This window comes from Pseudomonas sp. NA-150 (assembly GCF_044336365.1).
GTDB lineage: Bacteria > Pseudomonadota > Gammaproteobacteria > Pseudomonadales > Pseudomonadaceae > Aquipseudomonas.
In genome coordinates this window covers 4,055,001-4,073,974 of the sequence record NZ_CP172305.1, presented here as the reverse complement: position 1 = coordinate 4,073,974, position 18,974 = coordinate 4,055,001, and the positions used below count along the sequence as shown (strand labels likewise).

General features: G+C 61.5%; 16 protein-coding genes and 1 pseudogene (1 of these 17 only partly in view). 13 read left to right on the top strand and 4 right to left on the bottom strand.

Annotated features, from left to right (window positions below; genetic code table 11):
* Positions 1-11: 11 nt before the first annotated feature.
* The 5 genes from ACF0H7_RS19280 to ACF0H7_RS19260 all read left to right on the top strand — a co-directional run bounded on the left by ACF0H7_RS19280 (position 12) and on the right by ACF0H7_RS19260 (position 4,367).
* A complete protein-coding gene (locus tag ACF0H7_RS19280; protein ID WP_397448477.1) occupies positions 12-248 on the top strand; it encodes a hypothetical protein in 237 nt (78 codons plus the stop codon).
* A gap of 376 nt (positions 249-624) precedes the next feature.
* Positions 625-1,434, top strand: coding sequence for an alpha/beta fold hydrolase (locus ACF0H7_RS19275; RefSeq protein WP_397448476.1), 810 nt, complete (start codon positions 625-627; stop codon positions 1,432-1,434).
* Complete coding sequence (locus ACF0H7_RS19270) at positions 1,431-2,285, top strand: alpha/beta hydrolase (RefSeq protein WP_397448475.1); 855 nt, start codon at positions 1,431-1,433, stop codon at positions 2,283-2,285. Before ACF0H7_RS19275 ends, ACF0H7_RS19270 begins: the two co-directional genes overlap by 4 nt.
* A 127-nt stretch (positions 2,286-2,412) precedes the next feature.
* On the top strand, positions 2,413-3,219 hold the full coding sequence (locus ACF0H7_RS19265; RefSeq protein WP_397453952.1) for a DUF4892 domain-containing protein: 807 nt from the start codon (positions 2,413-2,415) through the stop codon (positions 3,217-3,219).
* An 86-nt stretch (positions 3,220-3,305) separates the two neighbouring features.
* On the top strand, positions 3,306-4,367 hold the full coding sequence (locus tag ACF0H7_RS19260) for an AI-2E family transporter (RefSeq protein ID WP_397448474.1): 1,062 nt from the start codon (positions 3,306-3,308) through the stop codon (positions 4,365-4,367).
* 44 nt (positions 4,368-4,411) lie between these two features.
* Here ACF0H7_RS19260 and ACF0H7_RS19255 read toward each other — a convergent pair whose 3' ends face one another.
* Together ACF0H7_RS19255 and ACF0H7_RS19250 are read right to left on the bottom strand one after the other, a co-directional pair.
* A complete protein-coding gene (locus ACF0H7_RS19255; protein WP_397448473.1) occupies positions 4,412-5,470 on the bottom strand; it encodes a sensor histidine kinase in 1,059 nt (352 codons plus the stop codon).
* Positions 5,467-6,220: pseudogene (locus tag ACF0H7_RS19250) on the bottom strand (response regulator). Before ACF0H7_RS19250 ends, ACF0H7_RS19255 begins: the two are co-directional and overlap by 4 nt.
* A 412-nt stretch (positions 6,221-6,632) precedes the next feature.
* On the opposite strand from ACF0H7_RS19250, the gene ACF0H7_RS19245 reads away from it, so the two are divergent.
* Genes ACF0H7_RS19245 through ACF0H7_RS19235 form a run of 3 tightly spaced genes read left to right on the top strand, consistent with a single transcriptional unit; the run spans position 6,633 to position 11,132 of the window.
* Positions 6,633-7,874: an MFS transporter gene (locus ACF0H7_RS19245; protein ID WP_397448472.1), complete on the top strand. Its 1,242-nt coding sequence runs from the start codon at positions 6,633-6,635 to the stop codon at positions 7,872-7,874.
* Positions 7,867-9,525: a thiamine pyrophosphate-binding protein gene (locus ACF0H7_RS19240; RefSeq protein WP_397448471.1), complete on the top strand. Its 1,659-nt coding sequence runs from the start codon at positions 7,867-7,869 to the stop codon at positions 9,523-9,525. The genes ACF0H7_RS19245 and ACF0H7_RS19240 overlap by 8 nt, the downstream gene beginning before the upstream one ends.
* A gap of 26 nt (positions 9,526-9,551) precedes the next feature.
* Positions 9,552-11,132, top strand: coding sequence for an aldehyde dehydrogenase (NADP(+)) (locus ACF0H7_RS19235; protein WP_397448470.1), 1,581 nt, complete (start codon positions 9,552-9,554; stop codon positions 11,130-11,132).
* Here the strand turns inward: ACF0H7_RS19235 and ACF0H7_RS19230 are convergent.
* Both ACF0H7_RS19230 and ACF0H7_RS19225 read right to left on the bottom strand, forming a co-directional pair.
* Positions 11,122-12,078, bottom strand: coding sequence for a LysR family transcriptional regulator (locus ACF0H7_RS19230; RefSeq protein ID WP_397448469.1), 957 nt, complete (start codon positions 12,076-12,078; stop codon positions 11,122-11,124). The genes ACF0H7_RS19235 and ACF0H7_RS19230 overlap by 11 nt on opposite strands.
* Positions 12,079-12,264: 186 nt before the next feature.
* Positions 12,265-12,549, bottom strand: a complete 285-nt coding sequence (locus ACF0H7_RS19225) for a hypothetical protein (protein WP_397448468.1) — start codon at positions 12,547-12,549, stop codon at positions 12,265-12,267.
* A 240-nt stretch (positions 12,550-12,789) separates the two neighbouring features.
* Here ACF0H7_RS19225 and ACF0H7_RS19220 point away from each other — a divergent pair, with 240 nt between their 5' ends.
* The 5 genes from ACF0H7_RS19220 to ACF0H7_RS19200 all read left to right on the top strand — a co-directional run.
* On the top strand, positions 12,790-13,794 hold the full coding sequence (locus ACF0H7_RS19220; RefSeq protein ID WP_397448467.1) for a 2-keto-3-deoxygluconate permease: 1,005 nt from the start codon (positions 12,790-12,792) through the stop codon (positions 13,792-13,794).
* Positions 13,791-15,047: a four-carbon acid sugar kinase family protein gene (locus ACF0H7_RS19215; RefSeq protein ID WP_397448466.1), complete on the top strand. Its 1,257-nt coding sequence runs from the start codon at positions 13,791-13,793 to the stop codon at positions 15,045-15,047. Before ACF0H7_RS19220 ends, ACF0H7_RS19215 begins: the two co-directional genes overlap by 4 nt.
* Before the next feature lie 31 nt (positions 15,048-15,078).
* Positions 15,079-16,077, top strand: coding sequence for a 4-hydroxythreonine-4-phosphate dehydrogenase PdxA (gene pdxA / locus ACF0H7_RS19210; protein WP_397448465.1), 999 nt, complete (start codon positions 15,079-15,081; stop codon positions 16,075-16,077).
* A 186-nt stretch (positions 16,078-16,263) separates the two neighbouring features.
* Positions 16,264-17,037, top strand: a complete 774-nt coding sequence (locus ACF0H7_RS19205; protein WP_397448464.1) for a DeoR/GlpR family DNA-binding transcription regulator — start codon at positions 16,264-16,266, stop codon at positions 17,035-17,037.
* Positions 17,038-17,191: 154 nt separating this feature from the next.
* On the top strand, positions 17,192-18,974 hold the 5' portion of the coding sequence (locus ACF0H7_RS19200) for an EAL domain-containing protein (RefSeq protein ID WP_397448463.1). Its footprint extends 1,130 nt past the window's final position; the window shows 1,783 of its 2,913 coding nt (coding positions 1-1,783); it begins with the start codon at positions 17,192-17,194; its stop codon lies beyond the right edge, outside the window.

The window sequence follows — 18,974 nt, the reverse complement described above, 5'->3', positions numbered from 1 at the left end:
GAGCACCAAACATGAACACTTCTAAATTCATCTTCGGTCTGGCTTTTACGGTACTGGCTGGCGCAACTTTCGCAGTACCAGCCTTCGCAGAAAACGGCTCGGCACATATCCACTCGGCACATGTAGCCGCTGATGGTGCAGATCATGTTGGCGCGAACCGTGTAGCGGCTGATGGTGCAGATCATGTCGGCGCGAACCGTGTTGCTGCCGATGGCGCTGACCATGTGGGTGCAAACCGCATCAGCTAAGACAGCCCGCTTCACACCCAGCCCGGCATTAGCCGGGCTTAATTTTGGGTGCTACAAAAGTAAAGTGGTGCTCTTGCTGGCCTCTTCGCCACAAGGATTTATGGTTGGACAAAAATCTACGGTTGACCCCAGTTTTGTAGGAGCTGCCGCAGGCTGCGATAAGGTCGGAACGACCTTCGCGATGGCTTTGTTCACAGCCTGCGGAAGCTCCTACGCAGGATCGCAATCCTGTTTGCGGGCCGACATGCGGGTGCATGGTTTGATGCCCCCATCCATAGCCTTGACCTAAGTGTCATCATTCCTGGCCGTTACAGTCATTGCCGTGCCGTAGGCGGATGCGCACAATTGCCACTGGTTTTGTTTTGGACGCGCTCGCATGTCGCAACAGGTGTTTTTCGCTCACGCCAATGGCTTTCCATCCGCCACCTACAGCAAGTTGTTCAATGCGCTGGGGCCGAACTATGCCGTGGCGCATCTCGAGCAGCATGCCCATGATCCGCGGTTTCCGGTCAACGATAACTGGCTGAGTCTGGTCGACGAGTTGATCCATCACCTGCGCCTGCAGCCAGAGCCGGTATGGGGCGTAGGGCATTCACTTGGCGGGGTGTTGCATTTTCATGCAGCGCTGCGTTGTCCTGAGTTGTATCGCGGGGTGGTGATGCTCGATTCGCCGGTGCTGACACTGGCCGATCAGTTGATGATTCGTGCCGCCAAGCGCTTTGGTTTCATCGACCGCATCACCCCGGCCGGCCGCACGCTGGGGCGTCGTGAGCTGTTCACTGATCTGGACGCCGCGCGCCAGTATTTTGCGGGCAAAACGCTGTTTCGCCGTTTCGACCCCGAATGCTTTGATGCGTATCTGGAACACGGCCTGCAGCAGGACGGCGATCAATTGCGCCTGCGCTTTGACCCTGCCACTGAAATCAGTATTTATCGCAGCGTGCCGCACACCAGTCCGGGTCGCACGCAGCAGTTGCAAGTGCCGCTGGCCGTGGTGCGTGGGCGTCATAGCCGGGTGGTCATGCGCCATCACGCCAGTTCGGTGAAGCGCCTGCCGTTGGGCGAGTCCTTGTCCATGCCTGGAGGTCATATGTTTCCGTTGGAGCGTCCGCAAGCCACCGCCGATCTGCTCAAGTCGCTGTTCATTCGCTGGGATGCGCGCAACGCTGAGCGAGAGTGCGCATGAGCCGGCCCGTCGAGGAAGTTCGCCTGAGGCTGCCGCATATCGAATTGGCGGCCCATTTGTTTGGCCCGGAAGACGGTCAACCGGTGATCGCCCTGCATGGCTGGCTGGATAACGCCAACAGCTTTGCGCGCCTGGCCCCCAAATTAAACGGTTTGCGCATTGTCGCGCTGGACATGGCCGGCCATGGTCATTCCGATCACCGTCCGATCGGCGCCGGTTATTCGCTGTGGGATTATGTGCATGACGTGCTGCAAGTCGCCGAGCAGTTGGGCTGGCAGCGCTTTTCGCTGATGGGCCATTCTCTGGGGGCGATTGTTTCGGTGGCGTTGGCCGGGGCGTTGCCCGAGCGAGTGACGCGTCTGGCGCTGATCGATGGCGTGGTGCCGCCCACGGGCGAAGCCAGCGGCGCCGCCGAGCGTCTGGGCATGGCCTTGCAGGCACAGCTGAACCTGTCGGACAAACGCAAACCGATCTACAGCGATATCGATCGCGCCGTGGAGGCACGAATGAAAGGCGTGGTCGCAGTCAGTCGGGAAGCGGCGGAACTGCTCGCACAGCGCGGTCTGATGCCGGTTCCGGGTGGCTACACCTGGCGCAGCGACAGCCGTTTGACCTTGCACTCACCGCAACGTCTGACCCACGAACAGGCGATGTCTTTCGTCAAACGCATCAGTTGTCCCACCCAACTGGTGGTGGCGCAAGACGGCATGTTGGCGCAACACCCGGAACTGTTGTCGCAGTTGCCCTTCACCGTTACACCCTTGCCAGGCGGGCATCATTTGCACTTGAACGACGAGGAGGGGGCAAGCGCTGTTGCAGACTGTTTCAATCGCTTTTATGCCGTTCCTTGACTTGCAGCGGTCAACTGTCGAGGCTGGGCGGATTGAAACAGGAGATGACCTTGATGGACCACTGTATCGCCAGCCCTTGCCACGCGCTTGAATGCACTTTCCCCCGGTCGACCCGATGAGCACACCTATGCGTTTATTCGGTGTTTTTATCGGTTTGTCGTTCAGTACCTTGTTGCATGCCGCCGATGTCCCGGACAGCCATGATCTGGCGGTTGTGCCACGCTTGCTGGATGCCGAAATCATCGACTACCGGCCGACCACCGCCCAGGAGCGCATCTACCCGCTGGGTTCGATTCGCAAGATCAGCGGCCAGTTGCGCTTCGATGGGCAGATCAACGCCAAGGGCAATGTCACTTCGGTGACCTATGAGTTGCCCACCGAGCACACCTCCGATGAAGCCTTTACCGCTGCGCGCGAGGCCTTGCAGCAGCAGGGCGCCGAGTTGTTATTCTGGTGTCAGGCTCGGGATTGCGGCGAAAGCAGCCTGTGGGCCAACGAAGTCTTCGGTAACGCCAAGTTGTACGGTGCCGATGATCAGCAGGCCTATCTGCTGTTGCGCCTGGCCGCGCCGAAGCACGACACTCTGATCGCGCTGTACAGCATCACTCGGGGCAATCGTCGGGGCTACCTGCACGTCGAACAATTCGACGCCGCTGCACCGTTGGGTGACCTGCTGCCGACCTCCGCGACCTTGCTGCGCCAGCTGAAAAGCACCGGCAAACTGGACTTTCCGGCGCTGACCGGTGACCCGCAGGATGTCTGGACGACCTTACTGTCGCGCGGGCTCAATCTCGACAGCTCCCTGCGTGTCACGCTTTCCGGGGCCAACGCCGAAGCCTGGCGTGAGGCGTTGATCGCCAAGGGGGTGCGTGCCGCGCGCCTGGAGGCGGGCAGCCCGGCCACGCCGGAACTGGCGCTGGAAGTGATTCGCTGAGTAGCGTTTGCCAACGGTCGAGCACTAATGCGGTTAGAGTTCGCCGTTATGCTCAGTCCATTCGTTTGTCTTTTACGGGGTAACCCATGCTCAATAATGATCGCCTGTTGGTGCAGATTCTGCTCCTGGCGCTACTGGGCGCTGTGCTGTGGGTGATGGCGCCGTTCTGGTCGGCGTTGTTCTGGGGCGCGGTGCTGGCATTTGCCAGTTGGCCGTTGATGCGCCTGATGACCCGCTGGCTGCACGGTCGCGAAACGTTGGCCGCCGGCGTGCTGACGCTGGTCTGGATGGCGGTGATGGCTGCACCTTTGGTCTGGTTGGGGTTCAACCTCGCGGATCACATTCGCGACGCACTGAGTTTCATCAAGGACGTGCAGGTCGATGGTTTACCTGCGCCGCCCACCTGGTTGGCGGGCGTGCCGTTTGTGGGCGGGCGACTGATCGGCTACTGGAACACCATTGATCAGCAGGGCGCGGCGGTGCTGGTGGCGGTCAAACCGTACCTTGGGCAGGTCGGTAACTGGTTGATCGCGCGCAGTGCGCAGGTGGGCGCCGGGATTCTCGACCTGACCTTGAGTCTGGTATTTGTGTTTTTCTTCTACCGCGACGGGCCGAGGCTGGCGGCCTTTGTGCTCGGCTTGCTGGAGCGGCTGATCGGCGATCGCGCCGGGTATTACCTTGAACTGGTGGCGGGTACCGTGCAACGGGTGGTCAACGGGGTGATCGGCACCGCCGCAGCGCAGGCGGTGCTGGCGTTGATCGGGTTCCTGATCGCCGGTGTGCCGGGCGCCCTGGTGCTGGGGATCGCCACGTTCCTGCTTAGCCTGGTGCCGATGGGCCCGCCGCTGATCTGGATCCCGGCCACGGCCTGGCTGGCGTGGAAGGGTGAGTACGGCATGGCGGTGTTTCTGGGCATTTGGGGGACGTTCATCATCAGCGGCGTCGACAACGTGCTCAAACCCTACCTGATCAGCCGTGGCGGTGATTTGCCGCTGGTGATCGTGTTGCTCGGGGTATTCGGCGGCTTGCTGGCGTTTGGGTTTATCGGCCTGTTTATCGGCCCGACCTTGCTGGCCGTGGCCTACAGCCTGTTGATCGATTGGACCTCGCCCAAGGTTCAGGGACAGGGGCCTGCGGATAAACGTTGATCCGCCGCGCTGCTGTCGTAGCGCTGGCTGAGGGCAGCCACCCTTTAGGGTCGCGGCAGGTCGAAGAGTACGGTCAGGCCGCCGCCGGGCGTGTCTTCCAGCTTCAGGTCGCCGCCCATGCGCCGCGCGGCGTCGCGGGCGATGGTCAAACCCATGCCGACGCCGCCGGAATTGCGGTTGCGTGAGCCTTCGACGCGGTAGAAGGGTTCGAACACCACCTCGCGTTGGTCGGCAGGGATGCCGGGGCCATGGTCGATGACGCGCAATTGCACGCGGTTCGAGCAGTCCTGTATCTCGATGTGAGTGTGCCCGGCATAGCGCAAGGCGTTGTCGATCAGGTTGCTCAGACACGAACGCACGGCCATTGGCTGCACCATCAGTGGCCGACAATGACCGCTGCTGTGGGCATCGTGGCCGTGGTCCTGAGCGTTTTCGGTGAGCGATTCGATCAGCGCCTGCACATCGAACAGTTGCAGTGCTTCACTGGTGCGCTGGTCATGCAGGTAGGTCAGGGTGGCATCGAGCATGCCGATCATGTCGTCCAGGTCCTGGGTCATCTGCCCGTGCAGCTTGCTATCGTCGATCTGCTCGACCCGCAACTTCAGGCGGGACAGCGGCGTGCGCAGGTCATGGGACATAGCGGCGAGCATGCGCCCGCGTTGTTGCACCTGTTCGCGGATGCGTTGTTGCATCAGGTTGAAGGTCTGCGCGGCCTGCCGCGCCTCACGGGGGCCGGTGATCTCCAGGGGCGGACTGTCGAGGTTCTCGCTGATGCGCTCGGCGGCTTCGCCCAATCGCCGGATCGGCCGGCTCAAGGCTTTGGCGCCATACCACGCGGCAACCACCAGGGTGATCAGCTGGAATACCAATGGCACGAGCGGCCCGCCGAACAGCGGCGGCCGTCCCGGAGGATGCTTGTGCGGATGTTCGGTGTCGAAGCCCGGCGCCTGAAGTGCGAAGCGCTCCTCCATCTGCGGCGGGGGCGGCGGATGCGGAAAACCGTAATGGGTGAACCAGATGAACGCCAACAGGTGCGCAAGCAGAATGGCCAGCAGCGCGCCGCCGAACAGCCGGGCGAACAGCGTGTCGGCCGAGCGGATCAACCGATGTCCCTGGCGTCGAACAGATAACCTTCGCCGCGTACGGTTTTGATCAGTTGCGGTGATTTTGGATCGTCGCCGAGTTTTTGCCGCAAGCGCGAGACCAGCAAATCGATGCTGCGGTCGAAGGCTTCGATACTGCGTCCGCGCGCGGCGTCCAGCAGCTGCTCGCGGTTCAGCACGCGACGTGGGCGTTCGAGGAATACCCGCAGCAGGCGGAATTCGGCGTTGGACAGTGGCACCACCAAACCATTAGGCGCGGTCAACTGACGCATCACACTGTTCAGGCGCCAGGCGTCGAAGCGGATATTGGTGCGTTGTTCGCTGCGGTCGTCACGCACCCGGCGCAGTATGGTTTGAATTCGCGCAACCAATTCCCGAGGCTCAAAGGGCTTGGCCATGTAATCGTCGGCGCCCAGTTCGAGGCCGATGATGCGGTCGGTGGGTTCGCCAGCGGGCCGTGAGCATCAGAATCGGAATGTCCGACGTGCCACGCAGCCAGCGACACAGTGACAAGCCGTCTTCGCCGGGCAGCATCAGGTCCAGGACTACAACGTCGAAGGTTTCTTCCGACAGCACCTGACGCATGGCCATGCCGTCGGTGACCCCCACGCACTGGATGTTGAAGCGTGCCAGATAATCGCAGAGCAATTCGCGAATCGGTACATCGTCATCGACGATCAGCGCGCGTACGTTCCAGCGACGATCTTCGGCCGAGGCGTTGTCGAGACTCATAGGGGTAACTTCTTGCATGGTGCGATTGCCGCCTGAAGATTGCCGCCATTGCTGGCCGGTAGTGAAACAACGCTGCCCGTCATGCTACTTCGCGGACAGGCGGGGCGGAAGGCTGTTCTATCCGAGTGTCGGGCGGTTGTCGGAAATGTATCGGGGTTGGTACAAATGATCGCTGCACCACATCCGATGCAACCCCTGTAGGAGCTGCCGAAGGTTGCGATCGGCAGCGGGGCAGTCGCGGCGTTTCCGGCCGTCTCGCGGCCTTCGGCAGCTCAGAGGATTTGTGCCATGGCTTGAGACGTGCCCCCGCAACTTCGCCCTACCTGCTATGCACCCCACGCCCTTCGGCCCGCAGCGGCTTGCTCACATACTCGGTTCTGTCTTCTGACCTATAAAACTAACAAGCGCAGTCGCGCAATGGAGAGAGTCTATGCAGTCCTGGTACCACAGCATGGCGCCTAATCAGCGGCGAACCTTCTGGGCGTGTTTCCTCGGATGGGCGCTGGACGCGATGGACGTCCAACTGTTTGCCTTCGTCATCCCCACACTGCTGACCGTCTGGGGCATGACCAAAGGTGAAGCCGGTGTCATCAGTACGTCGGCCTTGATTTCTTCGGCCATCGGCGGGGTGCTCGCCGGTGTGCTTGCTGACCGTATCGGCCGGGTCAAAGTGTTGAAGCTGGCGATCCTTTGGTTTTCCCTGTTCACCGGACTGTCGGCGTTCACCGATTCCTTCCATCAACTGTTGCTGACCCGCAGTCTGCAAGGACTGGGCTTTGGCGGTGAGTGGGCGGCCGGTGCGGTGCTGATCGGCGAAGTGGTCGACAAACGCATTCGCGGTCGCGCCGTGGGCTCGGTTCAAGCCGGGTGGCCAGTGGGTTATGCCTTGGCGGCGTTGGCGTACTGGATCATCTTCAACCTGATGCCGGAGGCCGATGCCTGGCGCGTACTGTTCCTGTTAGGGGTGTTGCCGGGCCTGCTGGTGGTGTGGATGCGCCGCAATATCAGCGAATCCGAGGCGTTCGAAGCCGCCTCCCAATACCGGGAAAAGACCAGCCCGTTGAAGACCTTCGCGCTGATTTTTTCGCCGACGATTCTGCCAAGCACAGTCATGGCGTCACTAATGGCGGCGGGTGCCCTGGGTGGTAACTACACCATCCTGACCTGGCTGGTGACTTACCTGCGGGAAACTCAGGGCCTGACGGTGAGCATGACCTCGCTGTACCTGGCGGTGAATATCTTCGGTTCGTTTTGCGGCTATGTCGGTATGGCCTACCTCAGCGATGGCATCGGCCGACGCAAGACCTTCGCGCTGTCTGCCGCCGGTGCAACCCTGACCGTCCTGGCCTATACCCAATTCCACCTGCCGATGAGTGCATTGCTGCTGCTCGGTTTTCCCTTGGGTTTGTTCCAGTCGGGGATCGTCTCCGGGATGGGCGCCTGTTTTACCGAACTGTTCCCGGCGCAGATTCGCGGCACTGCCGGTGGTTTTTCCTACAATTTTGGTCGGGGCATTGGCGCTCTGGTACCGGCGGGCGTGGGCATGACCAGCGCCTCGATGGGGTTGGCGGTGTCCATCGGGGTATGGGCCGCCTGTTCCTATTTACTGGTATTCGCCGTCGCGTTGTTCCTGCCTGAAACCCGTAACAAGGAGCTTGAAGTTTATGTCTGAAGTTACCCAACCCCGTAATGGCGGGCAAATCCTGGTCCAGGCGCTGCTGCAAAACGCGGTCGACACCGTGTTTTGCGTGCCCGGCGAAAGTTATCTGCCGGTGCTTGATGCGCTGCACGACGCTCAGCCGATTCGCACCATCGTCACCCGCCACGAAGGCGCCGCCTCGAACATGGCCGATGCCTACGGCAAATTGACCGGTCGGCCGGGGATCTGCTTTGTGACCCGAGGCCCCGGCGCGACCCATGCCAGCAATGGCGTGCACACCGCCAAGCAGGACTCGACCCCGATGATCCTGTTCATCGGCCAGGTCGAAGGCGGCTTCATGGGGCGTGAAGCGTTTCAGGAAGTGGATTACCGGCAGATGTTCGGCGGTCTGGCCAAGTGGGTGACCGAAATCGACAGCCTCGAGCGAATTCCGGAAATCGTCGCCAAGGCCTTCAGCATTGCGATGTCGGGGCGTCCAGGGCCGGTGGTGATCGGTTTGCCGGAAGAAGTGCTGTTTGGCTCCGGTCTGTGTGCCGATGCGCTGCCCGTTCGAATTGCCCACGCGATGCCCGATCCGACGGCACTGGACGAGCTGCACGCGATGCTCAGCACCGCGCGCCAGCCGTTGGTGGTACTCGGTGGCACGGCCTGGGATGAGGCGTCGTGCCAGGCGATCAAGCGCTTCGTCACAGCGAATAACCTGCCGGTCGCCGCGTCGTTCCGCCGTCAGGACCTGTTCGATAACCGTGACCCGCATTACGTCGGCATGCTCGGTCTGGGGGTTTCGCCGAAGCTCGCAGAGCGCCTGAAAACAACTGACCTGTTGCTGGTCATCGGTTCGCGGCTCAGCGAAACCGTGTCCGGCGGCTATTCGCTGATTAAAAGCCCGTTGCCGACGCAGCCGCTGGTGCATGTGCACCCCGACCCGCAGGAGCTGGGCCGCGTGTATCAGGCGCGCTTGCCGATTCTGTCGTCGCTGCGCGGTTTCGCCCATGCGCTGGAACGGATGCCGGCGCTGAAGGCGCAACCGTGGAGGGACTGGACCGAAGCTGCGCGCGCCGACTACGTGCAGCATTCGACGCCGCCCCAGCCGCACCCGCAGCTGGTCGGGGTCGATCTGGCGCAAGTGGTCGCGCATTTGAATGACGTGCTGCCCGACGACGCGGTGATCAGCAACGGCGCCGGCAACTACACCGTCTGGGTACATCGCTTCTATCGCTACCGCCATCCGGGCACTGAACTGGCACCGACCAATGGCGCCATGGGCTACGGATTTCCGGCAGCGATCGCCGCCAAACTGCAACGTCCTGAGCGTAGCGTGGTGTGCTTCGCCGGCGACGGTTGTTTCATGATGTACCCGCAAGAGTTGGCCACCGCCGTGCAATTTGGCGCGCCGCTGGTGGTGATTGTGGTCAACAACGGTATGCTGGGCACCATTCGTATGCATCAGGAACGCGAATACCCCGGTCGAGTCTCGGCGACTGAGTTGGTCAACCCGGATTTTGTAAGCTTCGCCCGGTCGTTTGGCGCCCATGGTGAGTTGGTCGAGCGCACCGAAGATTTTCCGGCGGCCTTGCAGCGTGCCCAACAGGCCGGGGTGCCCGCGTTGATTGAATTGCGTACGGACTCTCGACAGATTTCTCCCCAGGCACGCCTGGACTGAGCCGCTTTTTTCGATTGAGGACCACTATGCAGATTTCAGGTGAAATGATCATCGGCCACCGCGCCGTCAAAGGGCAGGGCGGCGACGTCTTTGCCATCGCTGCGGTGTCCGGTGAGGCGCTTGAGCCGGCGTTCGGCGCTGCGTCGGCCCACGACATTGACCAGGCCTGCGAGCTGGCGGAGTCGGCATTCGATACCTATCGGCAGTTGCCGGACGAGCGCCGTGCCAGTTTTCTCGACGCTATTGCCCAAGGGTTACTCGATTTAGGCGACAACCTGACCGAACGCGCGCATCTGGAAAGCGGCTTGCCCAAGCCGCGTCTGGAAGGCGAGCGCATGCGTACAGTCACCCAATTGCGCTTGTTCGCTACGCTGTTGCGTGACGGTCGTTGGCACGGCGCGGTGTTGGACAGCGCGCTGCCTGAGCGCGCGCCGTTGCCTCGCGCCGATCTGCGTCAGCGCCGCATTTCCGTCGGCCCGGTCGCGGTGTTCGGTTCCAGTAACTTCCCGCTGGCGTTCTCGGTGGCCGGTGGTGATACCGCCTCGGCGCTGGCCGCTGGCAGCCCGGTGGTGGTCAAGGCGCACAACGCGCACCTGGGCACTTCCGAGCTGGTGGCGCGCGTGATTCAGCAAGCGGCCAAAGACACTGGCATGCCTGAAGGCGTGTTCTCGCTGGTACTGGGTACGGGTAATGACATCGGCCAGGCGCTGGTCAGTCATCCGGCGATCCAGGCCGTGGGCTTCACTGGCTCGCGTCAAGGCGGTCTGGCCTTGCTGCGCGCCGCTCAGGCACGTGCGGTGCCGATCCCGGTGTATGCCGAGATGAGCAGCGTCAACCCGGTGTTCCTGATGCCGTCGGCGTTGCAGGCCCGTGGTCCGGCCATCGCCAAAAGCTTCGTCGATTCGTTGGTGTTGGGCGCGGGGCAGTTCTGCACCAACCCGGGCCTGCTGATCGCAATAGAAGGCGAGGCGCTGGAAGTGTTCGTCAAAACCGCGGCCAACGAACTGGCCGCGCGTGCGCCGACCACCATGCTTACGCCCGGCATCCATGGTGCTTACTGCCAAGGCCTGAAGCGTTTGCGTGACAGCGCGGACGTGCAGCCGGTGGCCGAGGGCCTGGCACCCAAAGGTTTGTTTGAAGCGCAGCCGGCGGTATTCCGCACTGACGCCAAGGCGTTCCTCGCCAACCCGACGCTTGAAGACGAAAACTTCGGCCCAAGCTCGCTGCTGATTGTGTGCCGCGATTTTGCCGAGATGCGCAAGGTGGCTTCGCGTCTGGCCGGGCAATTGACCGCGACCCTGCAACTGGATCAAGCCGATCATGCGCAAGCCGCTGAACTGCTGCCGACCCTGGAACGCAAGGCCGGGCGTATTCTGTTCAACGATTTCCCGACTGGCGTCGAAGTCAGTTACGCCATGGTCCACGGTGGTCCGTTCCCGGCCACCGCAGATAACCGCACCACCTCGGTGGGCGCGGCGGCCATTGAGCGGTTCTTGCGTCCGGTGTGCTACCAGAACGTCCCTGACAATCTGTTGCCACCGTCGCTGACCGACGCCAACCCACTGAACCTCTGGCGCTTGCGCGACGGCGAACTGGTCAAGGGTTAAGCCGGCTGTCGTCGCTGGCCGTTTGCAGGATTGCATCCGGCCAGTGACCTTGGTGCACCAGTTCTGCGGTGCGCTGACGGATGATCTGCGTCACTGCCCATAAGCCATTGGGGGTGACGCGGTTCTTGGGCCAGACAATCGCGACATTGCGGCGAATTTCCGGGTTCTCCAGGCGGAAGCTTTTCAAACGACCGGCCGCCACTTCTTCGATGACCGCTGCTGAAGGCAGCACCGTACAACCACAGTTGGCCAGCACCAGACGCTTGGTAATTGAAATCGAGCCGTCGCACTCCAGCGCAATGTTCGGCGAAAAACCGTAGCGCGCCGCCAGCGATTCGACCATCACCCGCAAACCATGATGGGTGCTGGGCAGGATCAATGGAATCTCCCCCAAATCACGCACTGACACCGCATCGCCGTGCAGCGGATAATCCGCCGGGGTGATCAGGTGGATTTCTTCGCTGAGCAATAAATCGAACTGCAAGGCGCCGGGATGCTCCGGAAGGTAGAGGATTGCAATGTCGACCTCGCCATCACTCAAACGCCCCAGTACCTGACTGGCCAGTCCTTCGACGAAGCGTACCTGGGTCAGTGGATAGCGCTCTTTCAGCGCATGGCCGAGGCTGCCAAACAAGATGCGCGCGATGGTCGGTTGCGCGGCGATACACAAGCGCGCTGGCCCTTGTTCGGCGCTGTCGCGCATGCCTTGCTCGGCCTCGCTGAGGGTTTGCGCCACGCTGTTGGCATAACCGAGCAACTGTTGGCCACGTTCGGTCAGGCTCACGCCGCGACCACTGCGGTGGAACAGGCGCACGCCGAGCTCCGCCTCCAGTAAGCCGATGCGCCGACTCACGGTGGATTGGTCCGCGCCCAACTCCATCGCGGCGCGAGAGATGCTGCCGCTGGCGGCCACTTGCGCGAACAGGCCGAGATCATCCGAATTCATTGAGGCTCCAGTGTGGGCAGGGTCGCGTCGAGCATAGCGATGGCGGGGTGATCCGTGAAGCCTGGAGCAGCGTCCAAGCGGCAGTTGAGTTGTGGGAGTTGGGCAGCCTGCCGTTGTCGTATCAGTTATTGCGCGCTGTTGCCATTTCGCCAACCAGTTGGCGAAATGGCAACAGCGCAGACGCTTCTAAACAAACGCCTGATCCTTGAACCCTCTTGGCAAGCGCTGCAGGCCAGGCAGATCGGTCAGGCGCTGTTGCCAGGCGCTGCGCCAATCCGTCGCCACGTGCGTGATGCGATTTTTACGTGATGCCCGACGCGCCGCATTTCGCGCGTCTTTACGTGCTTGTTTGAACACATCCGTGTTGCGGCAACTGCGGCATTTCACCCGTGCCAGTTCGCTGGTGGAGGTGAGGTTGCTGCCATGGTGTCCGCACGCCAGGTGCCCGGCAGTTTTGTAGTGAATAACCATGAATCAATCTCCTCGGGGGACGACCCCTGTAAGGATTTCGACCTCGGCAGAAGGCACTCGTTCGAGTGTGGGGGATAGACTGCAAACGGGGGGTAATGCTTGAAGTGAGCATCTTTAATGATTGGTTTGCGCAAGTAAGATGAATGTTCTACTCTGTTTTGACTGAATCGATCATTTATGTGCTCGTTTCAGTCATATTCAGGGTTCAGCGTCAGACCAAACAATTATAAGGAGAGCCACGTGGCCCAAATTCCTATCAAGCGCAGCATTGAACGCATTCCCGGCGGGATGATGATTGTCCCGCTGCTGATCGGTTCGCTCGTCGCGACATTCATGCCGGATATGCCGAAATTCTTCGGCTCGTTCACCAATGCCTTGTTTACCGGGGCGCTGCCGATCCTCGCCGTGTTCTATGTGTGCATGGGGGCGAGCATCGATGTCAAAGCCACGCCTTATCTACTGAAGAAAGGCGGCGCGCTGTTTGCCACCAAGGTTGGCGTCGCGGTGATCATGGGCGTGGTCTTTGGTCACTTCTTGGGTGAACAGCCGATCTCCTCCGGAATCTTTGCCGGGGTGTCCACATTGGCCATCGTCGCGGCGATGAACGATACCAACGGCGGCTTGTACATGGCGTTGATGGGCCAGTACGGGCGTTCGGAAGATGTCGGCGCCTACACCGTGATGTCGCTGGAGTCGGGCCCGTTCCTGACCATGGTCACCCTCGGTGTTGCCGGTCTGGCAGCGTTCCCGTGGCCGACGTTGCTGGGCAGTATCCTGCCGCTGTTGGTGGGCATGTTGCTGGGTAACCTTGATCGTGACATGCGCGATTTCCTGGCCAAGGCCGTACCGGTGATGATTCCGTTTTTTGCCTTGGCGCTGGGTGCCAGCCTTGACTTGCAGAATGTCTGGCGCGCCGGCCTGCTGGGTATCGGCATGGGCGTAGCGGTGGTGATCGTGACCGGTATTCCGCTGTACTTTGCTGACCGTTTCACGGGTGGTACCGGGGTCGCCGGGGTGGCGGCGGCCAACACCGCGGGCAATGCCGCTGCGGTGCCGGCGTTGATCGCCGCTGCCAATCCGATCTATGCCGACGCCGCGAAAAGCGCGACGCTGCTGGTCGCCGCCTGCGTGGTGGTGACGGCGATTCTGTCGCCTATCCTCACCGCTGCCATCGCCAAGCGTTATCAGGAACGGCAGCAGGCCAGGGCTCAGGCGCGCGTGGTGCGAGAAGAGGTCACTCGATGAGTATGTTGATCATCGCCGACGATTTGTCGGGGGCAGCGGACTGTGCCATCGGTTTTGCCAGCTGCGGCTTGCACACCGTGGTCGCGCTGGACCCGATGTCCGCCAGCGCTGAAGCGCAGGTGACTGCCGCCGACACCGATACCCGGCGCTTGTCGCCGGCCGAGGCGGCGGCGCACACCCGCGCCGCGTTCGAGGCGCTGATCAAACCGGGTCAGCGCTTGTACAAGAAAATCGATTCGACATTGCGTGGTAACTGGGCGGCTGAAGTTGCGGCCCTGCAACCCTTGGCCGGTCTGGCGATTGTTGCGCCAGCGTTTCCGGCCACCGGTCGCACCCTGCAAGGCGGGCGGGTGTTCGTCAACGGCGAGCCGCTGGAAAGCACCGAGACCTGGAAACTGGAAAATGCCGATCGCCCGGCGGATGTTGCCGCGATGCTGGTGGCTGCCGGGTTGCAGAGCCAGTTGCTGGATATCGAGACGCTGCGCAGTGATCCCGAAGCGTTGGCCGCGCGTATTGTGGCTAGCGCCAACAGTGGCGCCCAGGCATTGATCGTCGATGCCCACACGGCGGACGATCTGCTGCACCTGGCTCAGGTGACGGCGCACATGGACCTGCCGTTGTTCTGGGTCGGCTCGGGCGGCCTGGCGCGGGAAATTGCCAAACTGCCGGATTTCTTTCGCGCCGCGCCTCAGGGCCATGCTGCGGTTGAACGCGCCGTTGTGGCAGATCGGCGCGCGCCGATTCTGATCATGGTCGGCAGCTTGTCCGCGGTATCGGTCCGTCAATGCGATTTGCTCAAGCAACGCAGCGAGGTGATCGAGTTGATCGTACCGCCTGCCGTTCTGCGTCCAGGCTCCAGTCATGGCGACTGGGCGAGCTGGCGGTCACGGATCGGCGCAACCCTCGATGCGGGGCACGATTTGCTGCTGCGCATTGGTCGCGACGAAGCGTTTGACCCGCAGGAAGGCGCGCACCTGTCCAACGTGCTGGCCGCGTTGGTCGAACCTCACTTTGCCAAAGTCGGTGGGCTGATTGCCACTGGCGGCGAGACGGCGCGCGCGATGCTGACCACGGTCGGCATCGGCAGCCTGCAATTGCTTTGCGAAATCGAAGCGGGTGTCGCCTACGGCAGGCCCATCGCCAGCCGCCACGGCCATTGCCCCGGCGTCATCACCAAGGCCGGCGCCTTCGGTACCGAGCACGCGCTGTATGCCGCGTGGTTGCACCTGAGTGCCACCGTTGAAGCGCATTAACGTTCACGAACCCAAGGCTCGAGCACCTATTATGAGTAACTACCTTCCTGTCATCGGTATCACCATGGGCGACGCCACCGGCGTCGGTCCGGAAATCATCGTCAAAAGCCTGACCCACGACATCGTTTACCAGCAATGTCGTCCGTTGGTGGTTGGCGATGCCCGTCGCCTGGAGCAAGCCAACACGATCGTCGGTGGCAGTGCCAAGGTGCGTCGCATCAAAGAGGCCTCGGAGGCGTTGTATGAGGCCGGCACCATCGACTGCATCGACCTGGATTTGATCCCGGACGATCTGCCGTTCGGCGTGCTGTCGCCGGTGGCAGGCGATGCGGCGTATCAATACATCGCCCGTGCGGTGGAACTGGCTCAGGCCAACCAGATCGACGCAATCTGCACCGCGCCGCTGAACAAAGAAGCGCTGCACGCCGGTGGCCACAAGTACCCGGGCCACACCGAAATGCTGGCGCACCTGACCAACATCGATGAAGTGTCGATGATGCTGGTGGCGCCGCAATTGCGCGTGATCCACGTCACCACCCACATCGGTATCATCGACGCGATCCGCAAGATCGAGCCGGGTCTGGTTCAGCGCACCATCGAACGCGGCAACGCGACGTTGATCAAGGCCGGCATCGCCAGGCCGCGTATCGGCGTGTGCGGCATCAACCCGCATGCCGGTGAAAACGGCCTGTTCGGTTATGGGGAAGAAGAAGAGAAGATCATCCCGGCGGTGAAGCTGCTGCAAGAGCGTGGCCTGGATGTCACCGGCCCGTTGCCGGCCGACACCTTGTTCTTCCGCGCCGGACGTGGCGACTTCGACCTGGTGGTGGCGATGTATCACGACCAAGGCCATGGCCCGGTCAAGGTGTTGGGCCTGGAAGCCGGGGTCAATGTCACCGTGGGGCTCGACGTGATTCGCACCTCGGTCGACCACGGCACCGCGTTCGACATCGCCGGCAAGGGCATCGCCGATGAGCGCAGCTTGCTGGAAGCCTTGCGCCAGGGCGCGGAATTGGCGACACGTCGCTGATTGACTGCAGTGGTAGACAGTTGGTCTGTAGGAGCCAACTTGTTGGCGAGAGGCTTGATGCGGTGTTTCAGGTATACCGCCTCGCGAACACGTTCGCTCCTACAGGGGCTCACCTTGTTGGCGAAGGCGTCACACCGCCTGCGCTCGTGTAAGATCGGCAACCGTCCCTGACCACGAGACCTGTTTATGAAAGCTTCCGAACGCCATCGCGCCATCCTCGAACTGGTTCGCACCCGCGACACCAACGTCGAGCAGTTGAGCGCCGCGCTCGGGGTTTCTGAGGCGACGGTACGCCGCGATCTGACCATGCTCGCCAAACAGCGGCATCTGGTACGGACTTACGGCGGCGCCACCGCGTTGGTCGGCTCCCATGAGCCGGAAGCCTCATTGGATGAGCGCAAGACCACCCAGCGCGATCAAAAAGAGTTGATTGCCCAGGCCGCAGCCGCCCATGTGCACGACGGCGACACCGTGTTGCTGGACGGCGGCACTACGTGCGCCGCCTTGGCCCAGCACCTGTTTTCGCGGCAAGACGTGCATGTCGTGACCAATAACCTGCTGGCCGTCATGACCCTGGCCAACGCGCCGGGTGTGCGCCTGACTTTGATCGGCGGTGATCTACGTGGTTCCAGCATGAGCACCCTCGGCCCATTGGCCGAACTGACCCTCAGTCGCCTGAGCGTCGACAAGGCATTCCTCGGTGCCGACGGCGTAGTGGCCGAGTTCGGTTTGTGCGAGGCCAGCGCGCAACAGGCCTATCTTAAAGAGTGCATCATCAAACGCGCGGCCGAAGTTATTGTATTGGCCGATTCGGATAAATTGGGACGTGCGCGGCAGCAACATTGGACGCCCATCGAACGGGAGTGGCGCCTGATCACCTGTTTGACCAATAATGAGGCCGATTTAGCGCCTTTCCGGATGATCAAGCACATCACCGTCGAAACAGTTAGTTTCTGTTAGTTTGTGACGCAGGACTCATCATCCGACCGCTGACTGTACTAAAGCGCATAAAACATTTGAAAAAATGAGCTATAAGCTTTAAACGGAAGCATGTTGGCACATTGCTAGCAGTCAGCAAGATGAGTACCGCCAGTTTCTGGCTCAGGGAGCAGTGATGAGTGTTCGTCCATTGACCGACGCCCCGCGGCAATCGAACGATTGCGACTCTGTCGCATCTCAACCTTCAGGGAACCCGGATGTTTCCAGGATGATACCGGCCGCCAGTGAAAACACCCTCGAATCCTTGCTGGACACAGCGCGTGGCTGGGCTCACACCACGGCGTGGGTGGTCTACCGCGCCGGTGAGCAAATGCATCTGGTGGGGCAGGGCGACCCCCGCGTGCAGTGGCCGGCCAGCATTGCCAACGAAGAGTTCGATGCGTTTTGCCTGACCTGGCGCCTGCACCGATGGCCGACCGGAGCCGGAGAGAGCGTGCTGGGCTGGTTATTGGCGCCCGTTAGCGATGCATCCGAACCCGCCCTTGCTGAATTTGCCCTGTGCCTGGGCATTCAGGTGCAGACCGACACCCTGGCGCGGGCGCAAAGTACGCAGCGGGTGCTCTACGACATTACTTACCTGGCCAGTTCGACGCGCGATCGATCGAAGTTTCTGGTGGGGGTGCACCAGTTACTCGCCAGCCTGATCGACGCTGAAAACTTCTACCTTGCGTTGTATAACCCGCAAACCCGCAAGATTGATTACCCGTACTACGTCGACATTATCGATGTCGATGCACTGGAAGCCGAGAACTACGAGTACCTCGATCCCGATCACCTCTCGCTGACCGGGCAAGTGTTGACCAGTGGTCAGCCATTATTGATCGATTCGGCGGGGATTCTCGCCGCGCAAGCCGAAGGCCGATTTTATTGCGTGGGTGATCGTCCGGAGTTCTGGATGGGCGCACCGCTGAAAAATGCCTCCGACGAAGTGTTCGGCATGCTGGCGATGCAGGTGTACGAGCTGTCGCGAGCCTACAGCGCTGAAGACAAAGCACTGTTTCTGGTGGTGGTGCGTCACGTGGCCATGGCCTTCGACCGAATCCTGCATCGGGAAGACCTGGAACAAACTGTACTGCGGCGCACATTGGAGTTGTCCGAACTCAACGCTGCACTGCGTCAGGAAGTTGCCGAGCGTGAGCGCGCCGAGCATCTGCAGAGCGCACTGTTCCAGATTGCCGAGCTGTCGAGCCAATCGGGCGACATGGCCGAGTTGTTTCATGGCCTGCACCTGATCGTCGGCGAGCTGCTGTTTGCGCGTAACTTCTATATCGCCCTGTTTGACGACGCTATCGGCGAGGTGACCTTTCCGTATTATGTCGACGAACGTTTAACCACCCGTCCCAAGGCGCGGCGCGGCCGGCGCGGGTTGACCGAGTACGTCATCCGCCAGCGCCGACCTTGCCTGATCAGCCCGGTAGACGCCGAGCGATTGGCCACGGCCGGTGAGATCGAAGTGGCCCATGAGTCAGTGCGTTCGCATTCGTGGCTGGGCATTCCGCTGTTTGAGGGCAATGTGGTGCGCGGGGTGCTGGCGGTTCAGAGCTACACCACCGAGGTCAGCTATACCCAGCGCGATCAGGAGTTGCTGACGTTTGTTTCGCGGCACATCGACACCGCGTTGTCGCGACGTAGCGCGGCGGAAGCGATCCATGCGGCCAACGTCAAACTGGAGGCGCGGGTTCAGGACCGTACACGTGAACTGGATTACGCCAACGCCAAGCTTCAACACGAAAACTTCCATGACGCGCTGACCGGGCTGCCGAACCGCACCTGTTTGCAGCAGCGATTGAATCGCGCCTGGTCACAATTTCGCGAGGAAGGGCGGCAGTTGGCGGTGATGTTCATCGACCTCGATCGTTTCAAAATGGTCAATGACAGCCTGGGTCACCACTTTGGCG

What these genes read in the sequence shown, in the direction of transcription:
- ACF0H7_RS19280 (WP_397448477.1), top strand. Translation starts at nt 12, where the DNA reads ATGAACACTTCTAAATTCATCTTCGGTCTGGCTTTTACGGTACTGGCT.
- ACF0H7_RS19275 (WP_397448476.1), top strand. Translation starts at nt 625, where the DNA reads ATGTCGCAACAGGTGTTTTTCGCTCACGCCAATGGCTTTCCATCCGCC.
- ACF0H7_RS19270 (WP_397448475.1), top strand. Translation starts at nt 1,431, where the DNA reads ATGAGCCGGCCCGTCGAGGAAGTTCGCCTGAGGCTGCCGCATATCGAA.
- ACF0H7_RS19265 (WP_397453952.1), top strand. Translation starts at nt 2,413, where the DNA reads ATGCGTTTATTCGGTGTTTTTATCGGTTTGTCGTTCAGTACCTTGTTG.
- ACF0H7_RS19260 (WP_397448474.1), top strand. Translation starts at nt 3,306, where the DNA reads ATGCTCAATAATGATCGCCTGTTGGTGCAGATTCTGCTCCTGGCGCTA.
- ACF0H7_RS19245 (WP_397448472.1), top strand. Translation starts at nt 6,633, where the DNA reads ATGCAGTCCTGGTACCACAGCATGGCGCCTAATCAGCGGCGAACCTTC.
- ACF0H7_RS19240 (WP_397448471.1), top strand. Translation starts at nt 7,867, where the DNA reads ATGTCTGAAGTTACCCAACCCCGTAATGGCGGGCAAATCCTGGTCCAG.
- ACF0H7_RS19235 (WP_397448470.1), top strand. Translation starts at nt 9,552, where the DNA reads ATGCAGATTTCAGGTGAAATGATCATCGGCCACCGCGCCGTCAAAGGG.
- ACF0H7_RS19230 (WP_397448469.1), bottom strand. Translation starts at nt 12,078, where the DNA reads ATGAATTCGGATGATCTCGGCCTGTTCGCGCAAGTGGCCGCCAGCGGC.
- ACF0H7_RS19225 (WP_397448468.1), bottom strand. Translation starts at nt 12,549, where the DNA reads ATGGTTATTCACTACAAAACTGCCGGGCACCTGGCGTGCGGACACCAT.
- ACF0H7_RS19215 (WP_397448466.1), top strand. Translation starts at nt 13,791, where the DNA reads ATGAGTATGTTGATCATCGCCGACGATTTGTCGGGGGCAGCGGACTGT.
- pdxA (WP_397448465.1), top strand. Translation starts at nt 15,079, where the DNA reads ATGAGTAACTACCTTCCTGTCATCGGTATCACCATGGGCGACGCCACC.
- ACF0H7_RS19205 (WP_397448464.1), top strand. Translation starts at nt 16,264, where the DNA reads ATGAAAGCTTCCGAACGCCATCGCGCCATCCTCGAACTGGTTCGCACC.